Origin of the sequence: Shewanella sp. 8A, assembly GCF_023475945.1 — a bacterium.
Classification (GTDB): domain Bacteria; phylum Pseudomonadota; class Gammaproteobacteria; order Enterobacterales; family Shewanellaceae; genus Shewanella; species Shewanella xiamenensis.
In genome coordinates, this window is sequence record NZ_JAMDJP010000008.1 from 155,116 (window position 1) to 170,438 (window position 15,323).

Below are 15,323 nucleotides of genomic sequence, written 5' to 3' on the forward strand. Positions count from 1 at the left end.
ACGCGGGGTTTTGCTCACCAATCGCACATGTTGTTTTGAATTAATATTCACCAATGTGCATATAATTTAGCTGAATTCCCGAGATTAGTCTTTATTTATGCAAATTTCAGAATAAAAACCGCTTAGGGTTTCAGTGCCGCCCTCACTGTCATGTTCCCTTAATTCGATAATTAGTCTCGTTAGTCGGCATGAGTTGCCGCCGTTGTCTGCTTATCGAAATACAGGTGTTAGCGATTGCGCCTTTATTTTCTTCGAGGCCGATATTTAACTGAATGGTAATAAAACATTGCAATTCTATGTTTGATTTCTGTATCTATTTGTATCGTCAGTAATACAGCTTGTTCGAATAGATATTACCGCATGGTTCACTAGACACTTTTTCCCATGACACACTGTAATAGTGCCATGGTCTTATTTAAAAGATGACACTTATACTGCTATTACCGTAGCAAAATTATGGTTATATGGCTAAATCTATAAAGGTATAAGTGATGCAAGAAGAGAAAATCACTGGTCTCTATTTTGTGGAAGAACAGCAACGTATCTGGATTATCTATACCCTAAGGTATCCAGAACCAATAGATGATGTTGACCTTGAGACATATATGGAGCTGCTTGAGAAAATAAAAAAGACTGATGGAACACGCTATGATTTGTACACCTATCTCCTATCAAAGCAAAACAAGTGCACAGACATTCTCCAATTTCTTAAAACACACACGCACTGAAAATCAACTTTCACAGGAAGATTTATGTTGTTTACTCAGGGAAAAAAGTTGTTTATTTGATGCTTTAGATGCGATTACGATTAGCCGTTGGGAGCGAGGAGTCAATATTCCATCGCTAGCAAAACAGGCAGAAATTGTAGAAATTTTTGGTTCAGAATTATTTGATATTTATCGGCAGGATAAAAGTTTTGTTAGTGAAGGACTCGCCTCGATTAATTTATTCGATTCGAGTGTCGAACGTAGCGAACATCCTTATTATCGTAATAAACCTTATCGTGTCGAATTTATTGATAACCATCATGATAACTTTTTGACCTTACTACAGTTGAGCCTGGTGTATGAGAGTAACCCCCAGCTTTGTTTGAATAATTGCCAATTATCGCAACCCTTTTTTTTGGGATTATCGCTCGTTGTTGCATTTAGTTTTGGAGAGCAGATTGTTGGGCATTGTTTGTTTTGCCGCACGCACGCTAAGGTCGCGCTCGAATTTATGAATGATGAAGTGGATTTGTTTGAGGTTATTAGCCATAACAGTCAGTCTAGCCCCGATACCTTAATGGTGTTTTCTTCTTTTGGTGTCACACCTCATATTGAAAACTATATGATGTCTGTCTACCTGAATGAAATGGCTTTATGTCGTTCGATAAAGTACTTAAGTTTCAGCATCTGTGATGAATCCTTAAAAAGGAAGCTTTCCCAATTCAAGTTACCTATTTTTAAAATTAGAACCTTAGAAAACAATCATAGAACTATAAAGAATTATTCCTTTTTCGCCAGTAGAACCGAAGTCATGGCTAATCGAAATTTGCTGAAATTATCGGTTATTCCTTCGGCTAAGTCTCAGACAATCGATCCTATTTTCTTTATGCAGCTAGAGACCAATATATGAATATACTCATTATTGATGATCAAAAATTTATCCGAGAAACGCTCAAAGCGGATATCAATAAATGTTTAGCCGAAAATGAAATTAATATTTATGAAGCCAGTAATGGCAATCAAGGGATTGATTTAATTATGGGGTTAAATGTATCACTCGATCTCATCATTATCGATTTGAAGATGGAGCAGGGCGATGGTATTGCTGTCATCAATATGTTGGCGACAGAGCCTCGGTGGATGTCGATTCCGATTGCCGTGATCAGTTCTTCCGATAAACGAACTCTTGAATTGGTAGACTGTATTATTCATACACTCAGGTTAAACCTATTGGGTGTGTTTGCAAAGCCTGTCAATGCCAGTGATATTTTAATGCCATTGCTTACGACCGACACCGAAGATGTGCCTGAGTCAACTACGCATCGTCATCGAGGTCACCGACATGCAAATATCAACGTTCAACAGTTACTTAAGGATGAACAGTTGATCCTTTGTTACCAACCAAAGATTAATTTAAAAACCCAAGAAATTACTGGTTTTGAGGTGTTGTCTCGTTTATGTGATCGCCACCATGGTTATATTTATCCCGACGTATTTTTGCCTTTAATTAATCAACAGGGATTAAACAGTATTTTTTCGCGGATGGTGATTTCTCAGGCGTTGCAGTGTTGGCTACGCCAGCCGCTACTCACCCCATTTTCATTATCAATCAATATTACGGCAGATGATCTCACCTGTGAGGAATTAATTGAATACATTATCGAGTCTAGTCGTGCTCATACGGGGATTCACTTAATTTTAGAGTTGACTGAATCACAGGAAATCATTAATCAAGATCGAGTTCTTAATTCGATTGCCCGGCTCATTATTAATAATATTGATATTTCACTGGATGATTTTGGTAAAAGCTATTCGACCTATGATCGTCTTGATGCTATTCCTTTTAAAGAAATAAAAATTGATAAAAGTTTTGTCTCCGATATGGATATCAATCATCAACATTATTTAATTGTTGAGTCGACCATTGCCCTAGCGCAAAAGATGCACGTAAAAGTGGTTGCCGAAGGCGTAGAAACTGCCGCTATTGCCGCTATTTTGACAGCCTTAGGTTGTGATGTGGCACAGGGATATTTGTATAGTCCACCCATTGAAGGTCGTTACCTTATTAACTGGATAGGCCATTATCAAAGTGAGTGTTTAATACATGAATAATCATGGGCTTGAACACCAAGTGAAGCAAGCGCTGTCTGTTTTTTTGGCGCAATATCAACAGCCGCAGCAACAAGTGTTAAGGCGAGCTTTACTCATAGAGCTTGAACGCATGAGTCTGCAACTTATGTCACTCAACGCTGAAGAATGTTTTTCTGACCTTAGGCATGAGTTTTTGGGGATGACGAGTTATCTCGCCTTGGATGAGACGTTGTGTGTTTCAAATTTGGCTTCGGTATCGGCTTTTAACACCCAGATCCAATTCTTGTTAAATGCCGTAAAGGAGCAAGATAATGGGGAGTAAATATACTTCAAGCATGTACTTGCTTACCGGGTTATTTATTACGCTGATTATTATTTGCTTAACGCTTGCCCATTCAATTAATGAATTTAAAGCGGTTTATCAAAAAAAAGCTCAGGCAGTATTTTCATCATCCCAAGATATGTTTTTACAACACCGTATTATGTTAGATGCATTGCGATCGTTTTTTAATGCTTCCGCTGCGGTGACCACAAAAGAATTTGAAGTATTTGCTAAGGATTTGCTGAAGATCAAATCTGCCGTTGCCTTCACATTAACCCCTGAACTCGAACTGGCGTATATTTCTGATCCATCCATCTTACCAGAACTTAAGCCATTAACATTAAGTATGATGGACAACGGGAGTTTACACGCCAAGCTAATCAATTATACCCTTTTGACCGTTAAGATTGATGAACCTCAGATGCCTTATTTGATTTATGCCATTTCCCAAAAAAGGATTTTGACGCGTATCGATCAAGAGCAAGATATATGCATTACGTATCAGTTCGAGCATTCAATTTTACGAAGCGCTTACTGTGATATCCCTGCAGCAACGGGGATTTGGCGCTTATTTGCCTATTCAAATCGTCAGTTTATTACATTGAACGAATATCAGACCCGTTTCAATTTACAGGTTGATTATCAGGTACCTCGAGCGGAAGTGATTGAGCTTTTCGTTATAATCCTATCGATTGCGCTTCTTGGGCTAGCATTTTCGCTACTATGGTTTTTTAAAGCGAAACATCAACAGCTTATTGAACGCATCGAATGTGAAAATCGTTCGAAATTAGCGGTAATGGCCAGTATTAATCATGAGATCCGTACGCCAATAAATGCGTTGCTTGGTTATAGCCGGATGCTCAAGAAAACTCTTTCAATACCATCCGAGCCAGTGCAGCAGGGCACATCAAAACAGGAGCTAAGCCATATTGTCGATAAAATGATCTGGTCAGCAAATTTGCTTTATTCGGTTGCTGAAAACACATTAAATTACAGTAAGGCTGAAGTTGGAAAACTCACATTAGATCAGCATGCGATTAACCTTAGAGAATATGTTGGTCGCATTCAAGAATACTATCAAGCTTTCAATACTACTTCGGGTAAAACCCTCACGGTGTCGGTGAGTGATACGTTACCTGACTTGCTTAAGCTTGATGGCACTAAGCTATTCCAACTTGTCACCAATATTATTAATAATGCTTTTAAATACAGTACTGGTGAGCAGGTACACTGTTATATGGATTTGCATCCTTCATTTAATCAAGCTTCAGCTTCACCTATGTTGAGGGTGTTGATCCGTGATTTTGGTGAAGGTATGCCTATGCAGGCAAAGCGGGCGTTAGATAGTCCCTTTATTTATCAATCACTGTCCAGCTCCTATGGTATTTCGGGAATAGGGCTTGGGCTTTATACCTGTAAGCGATTATTGGAGCAGATTGGCGGTAAATTACGGATACGCAGTCAGCAAGGACGAGGAACCACGGTATTAATGCACTTTCCGTGTCAGTTTTATCACCAGAAGCAGGAGCCAATACACCGTTATACCCAGCAACCATTACTATTAGTGGACGATAATCTGTTTAATCTTGAGATTTGCCGTGGAGCGCTCGAGTCCCATTTTGCCCAAATCCACTGTACAGATCAGGCTGAATCGGCGTTAAGGCTATTTAAAACGCTGCGGCCACCATTGGTGATTGTCGATTATCGGTTAAAAGAGACTGACGGATTAGTGTTAATTCAACAAATGCGCAAGCTTATCATTGAGATGGATGATAGTACTTGGGAATGCCAGTATTTTCTGCTTTCAGCCAATGATAGTGATGAGATCCCAGCACTTGGGCGATTTCCCGATGTGGTCTTTATCCAAAAGCCCTTTAGTTTAGAAGTGTTTTTGAGCAAATTAGCGGCAATTACGCCAGTATAGAATGGTTACTGGAACACTATAAATGCATTCGGCTTTCACATAGAATGGCCTTTATACATACTTAACCGACGATTCTAACGGATTGTGCTAATCCATCAGCAATACCACCGTCATGGCCCCGATTATCGCTTTGGGGAGCAAATGACTTTTCTCGACGTGAAACAAACCTTTGGCTTTAGCCATGTGCGCGTAGGGCGTTGGGTTACGCGGGAAGAATCCTTAATTGCCGCTAATTTAGTGTTTGATTCGCTGGCAGACCTTGCCTTTATCCTGCATTTACCGCCCTTAACCTTAGGGCTAAGGCAAACCTTAAGTCTTGCCTTTGGTCATGGCGGGCAAAAGGGGGGGCAGGCCCATTATGCTCCCGCGGCTAGAGAGCTGGCATTAGCAAAAAATGCCGGCGCTGGCGCCTTGGCCCATGAGTTTTGGCATGCGTTTGACCATTATGTGGCGCCTAAGGCGTTTTCGCGAACCACGGGACGTTTTAAGTGCGCCAGTGATCTCTGGCTTGCGGATCTGCCGCTCATTGATCATCCGTTAAATCATCGTTTAGCAGAAATTTTTCGAGTGACATTACTCTCTGAGGACAATCTAGCGCCGAGCGATTATGTACGCCGTGCAATAGCATTAGATAAGCGTTATGGTGCGCAGTATTTTGCTAAACCCACCGAAATGATGGCTCGGGCCTTTGAAGCGTGTATCGAATCCTATCAAGGGATCCAAAATCCGTATTTGGTGTCTGGCACACGTTACTCTGCGCAGGCAAAGGAAGGAGCTTATCCCGACGAATCACATAGACAACGTATCTTTAATGCCTTGATAGCCTACTTTGAGCCATTAGGCATAGCGTTAGGGAAAGTAGGATAAGCGATCAGTGTTAATCGGCGAGTTGCTGCTGGCAGTAGGCAAGTTGGTGGCGAATGGCATCGAGCCATTGTGAGGCGTGGTAATCCATTAAATACCAAGGGCTGAGCTGTGTTTCGGGCTGATGATTAAAAAACAGCGACTCACATGCGATGAGTTTAGCTTTATCCGCACACTGCAACCAAATAGCGCTTGGCGTATGTGCTAACTCGGCTAAATGCTGCCGAACTCCTTGCTTGGTATCCTCATTTACACACTCAATGAGAAGATATTGTCTCAATAAATCCAGTTTGAGAAAGGGATCTTCACTTTCACAGATAAAGTTTACTTGGTGTGTTGCCTCCGTTGTTTGCTCCCAAGGTTTCAGCGTAAATTCAGCCCAGTCTAAGCGATCACAGAGTAGGGCTTTAGCGATTCTTCTTTCCCCTAACCAGTTATGAACCATGCAGGGGAGATGGACTGTCTCGGGCAGTTCAACACTGCGCCGTAAGCTGGGCAGTAGCGACATGCGCTGAACTTGTAGTTGTTGTGCCAAGGTCATCATAAGAACGATCGCCGTTAAGCCAGATGATGGCCAGCAACCGAGAGCTGCAGTGAGATCGGTGGCGACTTGGGTTAATGCTTTCGCCAGTTGCACACCTTGGGGATGACCTTGTACTTCAAAAGCATATTGCGATTCGGCAAAGCCACCATTGGCAATCGTAACCACATGACCATGGGGCGTGAAATGCTGCGGACATTGCGTACCATTAAAAATAAAGGTGAGACCTTTCGCGGCAGGTTGCCATTCCCCTGACGCATTGCCAATGATGGTGGCTTGCTCAAGCTTGAGTTGCTCGGCAAGTGCTTTGAGGGAAATCCTAGGTTGCGGCTTAGCCAATTGACGGTGCATATGCGTATGTGGCTGAGGCGCATCGGCTAAGGGGTGTGAATAGGGCATACTCGCAAGGACTCTCTAAAGCAAAGAGGGCTAGTGTACTGGATCTTCTGTGCTGACTAAAGAATTATTGCCGACAAGCTATCGGTAAAATAATTAATAAAATTTTATAATAACAGTACGTTACACTGTTTTGTTTATCTGTATTACTTATTCACTAATCATCATAAATACAGGTATCTCAGCAAGAAACCTATACCAATTGATCCAGTGTTTCATCTAGACGCGCCTTCGACAGGCTAGGGATATATGTCGATTTGAATCGGTGGTAATCAGCAGCATGCTATAAACATTTTCATTTAAACCTATCTCGCTTCATCCATCCTGAGCGCTGCTTGAGTTGAATATCCAGAGGCTGGCTGTCCCAAAATGTGTGACTCATCTTGTAAATATAGTAGATTACCCATATACCGTATTGATAATAATTCGTATTAACTTTACACTAACAGGATTTTAAAAGAGGTAGGAACAACTCCCCATGGCGAAAATAAGTAATCGCTTCTGGTTTATGTTACACGGCTGGGTATCATTGCCCATCTGGATTTTATTCAGTTTCATCTGCTTAACGGGCACGGTTGCAGTACTTAGTCATGAACTGACTTGGCTGACTAACCCCGCAGCCCGTGCGACCAATCCGAATGAGCTACCCGCGAAACCCGTTGATGAATTAATGCTGGTGGTGGAAAAGGCCTATCCAAATGCACAAGTCATGGGAGCAATGACCTTTGAGCCTTATATAGTCAATGCCATTACTTTTACCGATGCCGATAAGCCTTATGCTATCGCCTATGTGAATCAATATACGGGTGAGATCCAGCAGATCAACGAAGGCATCACTTTTATCGGCTTTATGCGTTCATTACATGGTTGGCTGTTGTTTCCTTGGCAGGGCGGTTATAGCTTGGGGTATTACCTAGTGTGCTCTATGGCGCTCTTGATGCTTGTCTCATTATTGACAGGGCTCATTGTGTACAAACGCTTTTGGCGCAGCTTTTTGGTGCCTAAATTACGTCTAACGCAAGGAAAGAAGACCTTATTGTCTGATCTGCATAAGTTATCGGGTGTTTGGTCGATTTGGTTTATCGCGATTATGAGCCTCACTGGGCTTTGGTATTTAGTCCAAGCTATCTTCTGGCATGCGGATATTGATATCGAGCCCCATGCACCATTGATTGCTGCCGAGCAAGTGCCGCTAGTACAGGCTGGCGATTCAAAAGTGCCAAGCGCCAATGTCTCTTTTACCGAGGCTTTAAGTTTAGCCAAACAGCGCTTCCCCGATTTTCAACCAAGTTATGTGATGCTGCCTGAGCATCAACGGGATATGTATCATTTAAGCGGCAGCGGCGATCATATTTTTTATGATCAATATTCCTATAATCTCAGCATTAATCCATGGACCGGCGAAATCGCCAGTGTCAGCTCACCAGAAACTATGACAGGCATGCAAACCTTAATGCATATTGCCGATCCGCTGCATTACGGCACCTTAGGTGGCATTTGGACTAAATTGATTTGGTTCTGCTTTGGGCTGGTACTTTCTGGGATGTCGATCACTGGTTTTATGATGTGGGGATTGCGCCATGTTCGCGCCTTTAAACAGGCCGAAACTAAAGACTTAGCTGCAGATATGATAGGGGAGGCTCGCTAATGGCATCATCGGTATTTTGGTTAAAGCATAAATACAAGCTCAGTGGCTTGATTTTGATTTTACCCTTTGTGTTTCTCTATCAGTCGCTTAGCCCAAGCTTTCCACCCGCTTGGCCGAGCCAGCAGCTTGGTGAATTTAAAATCGCGCCTATGCCCTTAGATTTAAAGGCGCCTTACAAACACCATGATGATTACGTAAAAGATTTTATGTTGATCTTTGAACAGGGTGATGTCGCCCATATTCGTCAAGGGTATGCCAATATCGGCCCAGAGGCGTTGCCATTAGAAGCATTGCAAAAAGGTGAAAATGGGGTTTTACATGGGAGTAAACATGGCCAGCATGTGCATGCGATAACCGGCGCTAAGTTGGCGGCAACGGATAGCCTGTGGGTGTCAATTCAAAATTGGCAGGGTGAATGGTTAGTCAGCCAATGGCCTGTCCCCGAGGCAGTGTTAGTTCAGTAATACCCACATCAAATTGTTTGCAGTAAAACCGCCCTCAGGTGCAAACTGTACCTGAGGGTTATTTTTATCGGATAGGTTTACTGCAAAGGATTGGATATGGAATTTACTCAAGCAGAACTTACGCTTATCGCTGCCGCGAAACAAAAAGTGCAGATGGCGCAGCGGGTGCGTGTTGGGGTGATTATGTTGCTTATCTTTGGCACACTTACGTTGCTCGCAGGATTTTGGAGTCACCCGTACGCGATTTATATTGCCTTTGCGCTAGTGGTTTTTGCGGTAGCGCTACCCCAGTTTGGCCAAGGGCCAAAATATGAAGAATTATTAGCCCTATTACAGCAAAAAGCCGCTCAGCAGACCAATTAATCTGCACTACAGGGCTAATATCAATAGGGCTAATAACAGTGTTAAAGACAACGCTAATAACAAAGGGCTTTCTGCAAAATTTAACTAGCCTGAAAGTATTCTCTAGCCTGAAAGCCCTTGTTACTTACTCATTCCGTTAGTTAAAGCGCTTAACGACAACCATATGGCGCCCTTATTCTTCGGGATAGACCTTTTCCTTAAACTCGCAAAGATCCTCAATAATACAGCTACCACAGCGCGGTTTGCGGGCCAGACAGGTATAGCGGCCATGCAGAATAAACCAGTGGTGCACATCGACTTTAAATTCGGCGGGAACAACCTTTAACATGCGCTCCTCGACTTCGACTACGTTTTTACCGGGGGCGAATTTAGTGCGGTTTGCCATGCGAAAGATATGGGTGTCGACGGCGATGGTCGGCCAGCCAAAGGCGGTATTGAGCACCACATTAGCGGTTTTACGACCAACGCCAGGAAGCGACTCTAGCGCTTCTCTGTCCTCTGGGACTTCACCATTGTATTTTTCAATCAAGATCTCACAGGCTTTAATCACATTGATGGCTTTGTTGTTATACAGGCCAATCGTCTTGATATATTCCTTTAATCCCTCCACGCCTAAGGCATAAATACTGTGTGCGGTATTGGCGACTGGAAACAGTTTATCGGTCGCCTTATTCACGCTCACATCGGTTGCCTGCGCCGATAAAGTCACCGCCACCAGTAATTCAAAGGGACTGGAGAAATTCAGCTCGGTTTCGGGTTTGGGATTGTTTTCACGCAGGCGGGTGAGGATTTGGATGCGTTTTTCTTGATTCATAGTGATCCTTGTAAGCAGTGGGTTTAACGCTAAACCCACCACTTAAGCTGTTATCTCAATAAGGGCTTAACTCACTTTGGTGATCCGTGCCCGTGTCACGCTTGGTTGTACAGCCGCTTCGGGTTGACGCTCTTTAAGCTTTTTATCGATAACGTTTTTCAGGGCGATAAGTAGGCCCATCACAATAAAGGCGCCGGGCGGTAACATCGCCAGCAGGAAGGGGGTATCGACTTGCCATACCTGAATCGTTAAGGCTTTAGCCCATGGGCCGAGCAGTTGGTCGGCGCCATCAAACAGGGTGCCTTGGCCGAGAATTTCGCGCGTTGCGCCAAGAACCGCTAAGACTAAGGTAAAGCCAAGCCCCATCATCAGTCCATCGAAGGCGGCGCTAAAGGCATTATTACGGGAGGCAAACGCTTCGGCGCGGCCAATAATAATGCAGTTGGTCACAATCAACGGCAAGAAGATCCCCAAGGACAAATACAGGCCATAGGCGTAGGCGTTGACCAATAGTTGCACCGCCGTCACCAGCGCGGCAATGATCATCACAAACACGGGGATCCGGATTTCCTTAGGCACATAGTCACGTACCAACGAGACTAAAATGTTTGAGCCTATAAGCACCAACATAGTGGCGACCCCAAGCCCGAGGGCGTTGGTGAGGGTGGCCGTTACGGCTAACAGTGGGCACAAGCCCAGTAATTGCACTAAGCCAGGGTTGTTTTTCCACAGTCCTTGCCAGGCAATTTCGCGATAATTAGTCATGGTTGGCCTCACAATTCAGAGGTTGGCTGAAAATCTCTGCTTGATGCTGAGTAAAGTACCATACAGCGCGTTTAACGGCTTTCACATAGGCGCGTGGTGTAATTGTCGCGCCAGTGAATTGGTCGAAATCGCCGCCGTCTTTTTGCACCTGCCACTGCTTATCATCTTCAGATGTAAGCACTTTACCGACAAATTTGGTGACCCAATCGGATTTACGTAACTCGATTTTATCCCCAAGCCCGGGCGTTTCTTGGTGGGAAAGCGTACGAACGCCTAATACTTCACCTTGGGTGTTGATACCTACAATCAGCTTAATATTACCGTTGTAACCATCGGGAGCGATGGCTTCTAAGGCGATAGCAACGGGTTTACCCGCTGCGGTGGCAATATACGCAGGCAAGGCATCTTCAGTGCCGAGCGCCTCTTTATTTTGCAGTAACGTGCACTGCGCGGTCAGCTCATTGTCATGGAGTTCATCTGGGATCAGTTGATGTAAGATGCCCATCAGTTCTTTCTGCTGTTGCAGCTTTATTTCATCAAAGGTCTGTTGATTAACCACAGCCACTAAGCCGGTGCAGAGCAGGGCAAATAGGGCAAGTAGCAGACCATTTTTAATCATTGGGTTATTCAATTTTTTTCCTCAAGAGTCTTTGTTCAAGCTCGCTTGATTCTCTATTTCACAGGTCTAGCCCGCTGAGTGGCCATAGGCACGCGGACGCACATAATAGTCAATAAATGGCGCGCACAGGTTGGCGAGCAATACAGCAAAAGCAAATGCGTCGGGATAACCGCCTTGGGTACGGATGATATATACCAAGACACCGATTAAAGCACCGAAAATCAAACGGCCGCGTGGGCTGGTGGCGGCGGTGACAGGATCGGTCGCAATAAAGAAGGCGGCGAGCATGGTCGCACCCGAGAATAAATGGAACAGCGGGCTTGCCTGCATATCGGGCGACAGTAAAAAGCCGATGCTCGAGGCCACAAATAATCCTGCCAAGACGCCAGTACTGATGTGCCAACGAATGGCTTTTAATTTAAGCAGCACTAACCCGCCAGCGAGATACGCCAAATTGACCCAAAACCAACCTACGCCAGTGCCGCCATCGAATATGCTTTTGGTCATACTTTCAGTGGTGGTGAGCCCTAGTGACAAATCGGTTTTGAGGGTATCGAGCGGCGTTGCCATACTGATACCATCAATCCCTAAACGGAATTGATCCATCCCACCATGGGCACCGACATTGAAGATAAGTTGCAAGCTATCGATAACACTTGGGGTATTGAGTGCAACGGTACTTGGCGCAATCCAGCTGGTCATCTGTAGTGGAAACGACACCAGTAGCAACACATAGGCAGCCATGGCAGGGTTAAACAGGTTATGGCCTAAGCCGCCATAGAGGTGCTTAACAATAACAATCGCAAAGGCGGTGCCCATCACGATCATCCACCAAGGTGCCAGTGGCGGGATTGCAACCCCAATTAAGATTGCCGTCAGCATGGCGCTGTTATCGCTTAAGCTCGCTTTGATGCTGCGGTTACGCAGTTTCATCACCGCAGCCTCACAGCTTAGGGCCACGATAATCGCCAGTAACACTTGAATAAGTGTGCCCCAGCCGAAAAAGGCGCATTGCACCACAAGGCCGGGTAACAAGCATAAAATAACCCTTTGCATAACCGTTGATGTATGCAAGTTACGGGTAACATGGGGTGATGAGGCTATTTTAAACGCCATTGTGATCCCTTTTATCTAATCTTGAGTCACTGATTTTTAAGCTAATCATTTTTAAAGCACTGAGGTTAAAATCCGCAGTGCTATTCATTTGCATCGCTGATCGCATTCGCTTCTCTGGCCGTTTTTTTGGCTTTAGCACGAGCAACCGCAGCAGCGACCTTGGCCTTTTTCTCATCTTCAGGACTGAGTGGCGCACTTGGTTCAGCGACTAAGCTTGATTCATTGCCTGATTGAGAGTCTGGTTCAGAGCCTGACTCATTGGTTGACTCTGGCTTAGCCTCTGTTACTAAATCGGGCTGAACCTCGGCAACCTCACTCGAATCCGCTTGCTGTGCGGCGGCTTTTTTGGCTTTCGCGCGAGCAACCGCAGCTGCGACCTTGGCCTTCTTCTCATCTTCAGGACTAAGCGGCGCGCTTAGTTCAGCGGCTGAGCCTAATTCATTGCGTGATTCAACGTCAGAGCCTGACTCTTGCTTAGCGTCTGCGACTAACTCGGGCTGAACTTCGGCCACATCACTCGATTCAGCTTGCTGTGCGGCGGCTTTTTTGGCTTTCGCGCGGGCGACGGCAGCAGCGACCTTGGCCTTTTTCTCATCTTCAGGGCTAAGCGGCGCACTTAGTTCAGCGGCTGAGCCTAATTCATTGCGTGATTCAACGTCAGAGCGTGACTTTTGCTTAGCGTCTGCTGCTCGCTTGGGCTCAATCTCGGCAACGTCAGTCGATTCAGCCTGCTGAGCGGCGGCCTTTTTGGCTTTTGCGCGGGCGACGGCAGCAGCGACTTTGGCTTTTTTGTCATCCGCCTCTGTGCTCGTAGCCGTTTCTGCTACTGGCTGATTCGCATTGACAGTCGCTTCAGTATCGCCATTGGCATCCGAGTCGGCCTTCAATGCCATTTTTTTCGCTTTGGCACGAGCGATAGCGGCGGCGACTTTATCTTTTTGTGATAAAGACTCGGCTTGAACCGTTGGCTTGCTTGATTCAGAAGAGACTGCTTGCTTTGACGATTCTGCATCATCCGCCCCTTGAGCCGCCTTCTTGGCTTTAGCGCGAGCAATTGCGGCGGCAACAGCCGCTTTACCCTTAGGCGCTTCTGTGTTGCTCGTATCAGCAACAACGACCTCGACCGTCGCGTTATCGGTTGTGGCTTCTGCCGCTGCTGCCTTTTTGGCCGCGATCCGCGCCATAGCTTCAGCAACGGCACTCTTATCCGTTGAGGTCATGGTCGCTTGGCGACGCGCAGCGGCTTCTTTAGCCTTGGCTTCGCGGGCGAGTTTTTCTTCTTCGAGGCGTTGAATACGCGCCTCGAAGCGCAGTTTGGCGCGCTCGGCTTGATGCTTCTCATCGGCGGCTTGTTTTAGTGCCGATTTAGCGATGCGGTAGTATTCCACCAGTGGAATATCACTCGGGCACACATAACTACAGCAACCGCATTCGATACAGTCTTTTAGGTTGTAGCTGGCCGCCTTGTCATATTCTTCGGCTTTTGCATGCCAAAACAGTTGTTGTGGTAGCAAGAGAGCAGGGCAGGCATTGGCACATTCGCCGCAGCGGATACAGGCCTTTTCCTCTGGAGTTATCCCAATCTCTTGACTGCTCGGGACCAAAATACAGTTTGTGCCCTTTAAAATCGGTACTTGGATGGTTGGCAATGCGTGGCCCATCATTGGCCCGCCAATAATCACTTTTTGCTCGGCTTCGGCATTAAATTCAGTTTGCTTGAGCACATGCTCAACGGGCGTGCCTATGGGTAACCAATAGTTGCCAGGTTTACCCACATTTTGCCCCGTCACGGTAACCACACGTTCAATCAGCGGTTTTCCTTGGGTCACGGCTTGATGAATCGCAAAGGCGGTTCCCACGTTATGCACCACAATCCCAAGCTTAGCGGGAATGGCGCCCGAGGGCACTTCACGACCGGTGATGATTTGGATCAGCTGTTTTTCACCGCCAGAGGGATACTTCGTTGGGATCACCGTTACCCGAGTGCTGCCGGCAGGGAGCGTAGATTGACTCACCGCCTGTTGCATCACCTTTATGGCTTCAGGTTTGTTGTCTTCGATAGCAATCACAATGCGTTTTGGCGACAAAAGGCGATGGATAATCGCAATCCCCGCCAGAATGTCTTGGCTGTATTCGCGCATTAAGCGATCGTCGGCACTGATATAAGGCTCGCATTCCACGCCGTTGATTATCACTAATTCAATTTCACTGACGGGATTGAGCTTAATGTGGCTTGGGAAGGCGGCGCCACCCATGCCGGCTATCCCTGCGCCATGGATTTTGGCAATCATCTCCTGATTGCTGAGCTCAATTGAGCCTGACGTTAACTCGCACCAGCGGTCTTCACCATCGGCAGCAATCACACAGGTATTGACCGGCAAGGCCGAGGCATGGTTACTAGCTCTTGGCTCAATGGCGACCACAGTACCAGAGGTTGGCGCGTGCACGGGCAAATGCCAAATTGAGGTACCTTGAGTTAATGGCGCGCCTTTTAATACTTTGTCACCCACTTTGACTGCAAGAGTGCAGTTTTCGCCCACCTGTGGCACAGGTACGAGGTATTCCTGCGCTAATGGTAGTTGGCTAATTGGTGTGGTGTTTGAGAGGAATTTGACTTCAGGCGGATGAATGCCACCAGGTGAGCGCCAAAGGGTTCCTTTATCTAATTGATCTAATAAAGTCTGCACCG

General features: G+C 45.7%; 14 protein-coding genes. 8 read left to right on the forward strand and 6 right to left on the reverse strand.

Features of this window, described 5'->3' with window-relative positions; genetic code table 11:
• The first annotated feature begins 636 nt into the window (after window positions 1-636).
• The 5 genes from M0413_RS08475 to M0413_RS08495 all read left to right on the forward strand — a co-directional run bounded on the left by M0413_RS08475 (window position 637) and on the right by M0413_RS08495 (window position 5,911).
• Entirely contained in the window at window positions 637-1,617 is a 981-nt protein-coding gene (locus M0413_RS08475; RefSeq protein ID WP_249553803.1) for a helix-turn-helix transcriptional regulator, read from the forward strand.
• Window positions 1,614-2,819, forward strand: coding sequence for an EAL domain-containing response regulator (locus tag M0413_RS08480; RefSeq protein WP_140906683.1), 1,206 nt, complete (start codon window positions 1,614-1,616; stop codon window positions 2,817-2,819). The genes M0413_RS08475 and M0413_RS08480 overlap by 4 nt, the downstream gene beginning before the upstream one ends.
• On the forward strand, window positions 2,812-3,120 hold the full coding sequence (locus M0413_RS08485; RefSeq protein ID WP_055648259.1) for a hypothetical protein: 309 nt from the start codon (window positions 2,812-2,814) through the stop codon (window positions 3,118-3,120). The genes M0413_RS08480 and M0413_RS08485 overlap by 8 nt, the downstream gene beginning before the upstream one ends.
• Window positions 3,110-5,044, forward strand: a complete 1,935-nt coding sequence (locus M0413_RS08490; RefSeq protein ID WP_249553804.1) for a hybrid sensor histidine kinase/response regulator — start codon at window positions 3,110-3,112, stop codon at window positions 5,042-5,044. The genes M0413_RS08485 and M0413_RS08490 overlap by 11 nt, the downstream gene beginning before the upstream one ends.
• Before the next feature lie 84 nt (window positions 5,045-5,128).
• Window positions 5,129-5,911 carry a CLCA_X family protein gene (locus tag M0413_RS08495; protein ID WP_249553805.1) on the forward strand — a complete coding sequence of 261 codons (783 nt, stop codon included), beginning with the start codon at window positions 5,129-5,131 and terminating at the stop codon, window positions 5,909-5,911.
• A 10-nt stretch (window positions 5,912-5,921) separates the two neighbouring features.
• Here M0413_RS08495 and M0413_RS08500 read toward each other — a convergent pair whose 3' ends face one another.
• Window positions 5,922-6,848: a hypothetical protein gene (locus tag M0413_RS08500; RefSeq protein WP_249553806.1), complete on the reverse strand. Its 927-nt coding sequence runs from the start codon at window positions 6,846-6,848 to the stop codon at window positions 5,922-5,924.
• Window positions 6,849-7,323: 475 nt separating this feature from the next.
• On the opposite strand from M0413_RS08500, the gene M0413_RS08505 reads away from it, so the two are divergent.
• The 3 genes from M0413_RS08505 to M0413_RS08515 all read left to right on the forward strand — a co-directional run bounded on the left by M0413_RS08505 (window position 7,324) and on the right by M0413_RS08515 (window position 9,320).
• Window positions 7,324-8,493 (forward strand): PepSY-associated TM helix domain-containing protein, encoded by a 1,170-nt coding sequence (locus tag M0413_RS08505; protein ID WP_249553807.1) that lies wholly within the window; start codon window positions 7,324-7,326, stop codon window positions 8,491-8,493.
• Entirely contained in the window at window positions 8,493-8,957 is a 465-nt protein-coding gene (locus tag M0413_RS08510; protein WP_099458158.1) for a PA2404 family protein, read from the forward strand. The genes M0413_RS08505 and M0413_RS08510 overlap by 1 nt, the downstream gene beginning before the upstream one ends.
• Window positions 8,958-9,053: 96 nt before the next feature.
• Entirely contained in the window at window positions 9,054-9,320 is a 267-nt protein-coding gene (locus M0413_RS08515; protein WP_099458157.1) for a hypothetical protein, read from the forward strand.
• Window positions 9,321-9,492: 172 nt separating this feature from the next.
• On the opposite strand, the gene nth is transcribed toward M0413_RS08515, so the two are convergent.
• The 5 genes from nth to rsxC form a co-directional block, all read right to left on the reverse strand.
• Entirely contained in the window at window positions 9,493-10,134 is a 642-nt protein-coding gene (gene nth, locus M0413_RS08520; protein ID WP_011622833.1) for an endonuclease III, read from the reverse strand.
• Between the two features lie 66 nt (window positions 10,135-10,200).
• Window positions 10,201-10,899 (reverse strand): electron transport complex subunit E, encoded by a 699-nt coding sequence (locus tag M0413_RS08525; protein WP_249553808.1) that lies wholly within the window; start codon window positions 10,897-10,899, stop codon window positions 10,201-10,203.
• The gene (rsxG, locus tag M0413_RS08530) at window positions 10,892-11,530 is read right to left on the reverse strand and encodes an electron transport complex subunit RsxG (RefSeq protein ID WP_172589644.1); all 639 of its coding nucleotides are present in this window, start codon (window positions 11,528-11,530) and stop codon (window positions 10,892-10,894) included. The genes M0413_RS08525 and rsxG overlap by 8 nt, the downstream gene beginning before the upstream one ends.
• Before the next feature lie 54 nt (window positions 11,531-11,584).
• Window positions 11,585-12,634 carry an electron transport complex subunit RsxD gene (gene rsxD, locus M0413_RS08535; protein ID WP_249553810.1) on the reverse strand — a complete coding sequence of 350 codons (1,050 nt, stop codon included), beginning with the start codon at window positions 12,632-12,634 and terminating at the stop codon, window positions 11,585-11,587.
• 80 nt (window positions 12,635-12,714) lie between these two features.
• A complete protein-coding gene (gene rsxC / locus M0413_RS08540; protein ID WP_249553812.1) occupies window positions 12,715-15,321 on the reverse strand; it encodes an electron transport complex subunit RsxC in 2,607 nt (868 codons plus the stop codon).
• Between the last annotated feature and the right edge of the window lie 2 nt (window positions 15,322-15,323).

Coding starts and splice junctions, on each gene's coding strand:
- M0413_RS08490 (WP_249553804.1), top strand. CDS start 3,110: ATGGGGAGTAAATATACTTCAAGCATGTACTTGCTTACCGGGTTATTT.
- M0413_RS08485 (WP_055648259.1), top strand. CDS start 2,812: ATGAATAATCATGGGCTTGAACACCAAGTGAAGCAAGCGCTGTCTGTT.
- rsxD (WP_249553810.1), bottom strand. CDS start 12,634: ATGGCGTTTAAAATAGCCTCATCACCCCATGTTACCCGTAACTTGCAT.
- M0413_RS08515 (WP_099458157.1), top strand. CDS start 9,054: ATGGAATTTACTCAAGCAGAACTTACGCTTATCGCTGCCGCGAAACAA.
- M0413_RS08510 (WP_099458158.1), top strand. CDS start 8,493: ATGGCATCATCGGTATTTTGGTTAAAGCATAAATACAAGCTCAGTGGC.
- M0413_RS08480 (WP_140906683.1), top strand. CDS start 1,614: ATGAATATACTCATTATTGATGATCAAAAATTTATCCGAGAAACGCTC.
- M0413_RS08505 (WP_249553807.1), top strand. CDS start 7,324: ATGGCGAAAATAAGTAATCGCTTCTGGTTTATGTTACACGGCTGGGTA.
- M0413_RS08475 (WP_249553803.1), top strand. CDS start 637: ATGGAACACGCTATGATTTGTACACCTATCTCCTATCAAAGCAAAACA.
- M0413_RS08500 (WP_249553806.1), bottom strand. CDS start 6,848: ATGCCCTATTCACACCCCTTAGCCGATGCGCCTCAGCCACATACGCAT.
- nth (WP_011622833.1), bottom strand. CDS start 10,134: ATGAATCAAGAAAAACGCATCCAAATCCTCACCCGCCTGCGTGAAAAC.
- M0413_RS08525 (WP_249553808.1), bottom strand. CDS start 10,899: ATGACTAATTATCGCGAAATTGCCTGGCAAGGACTGTGGAAAAACAAC.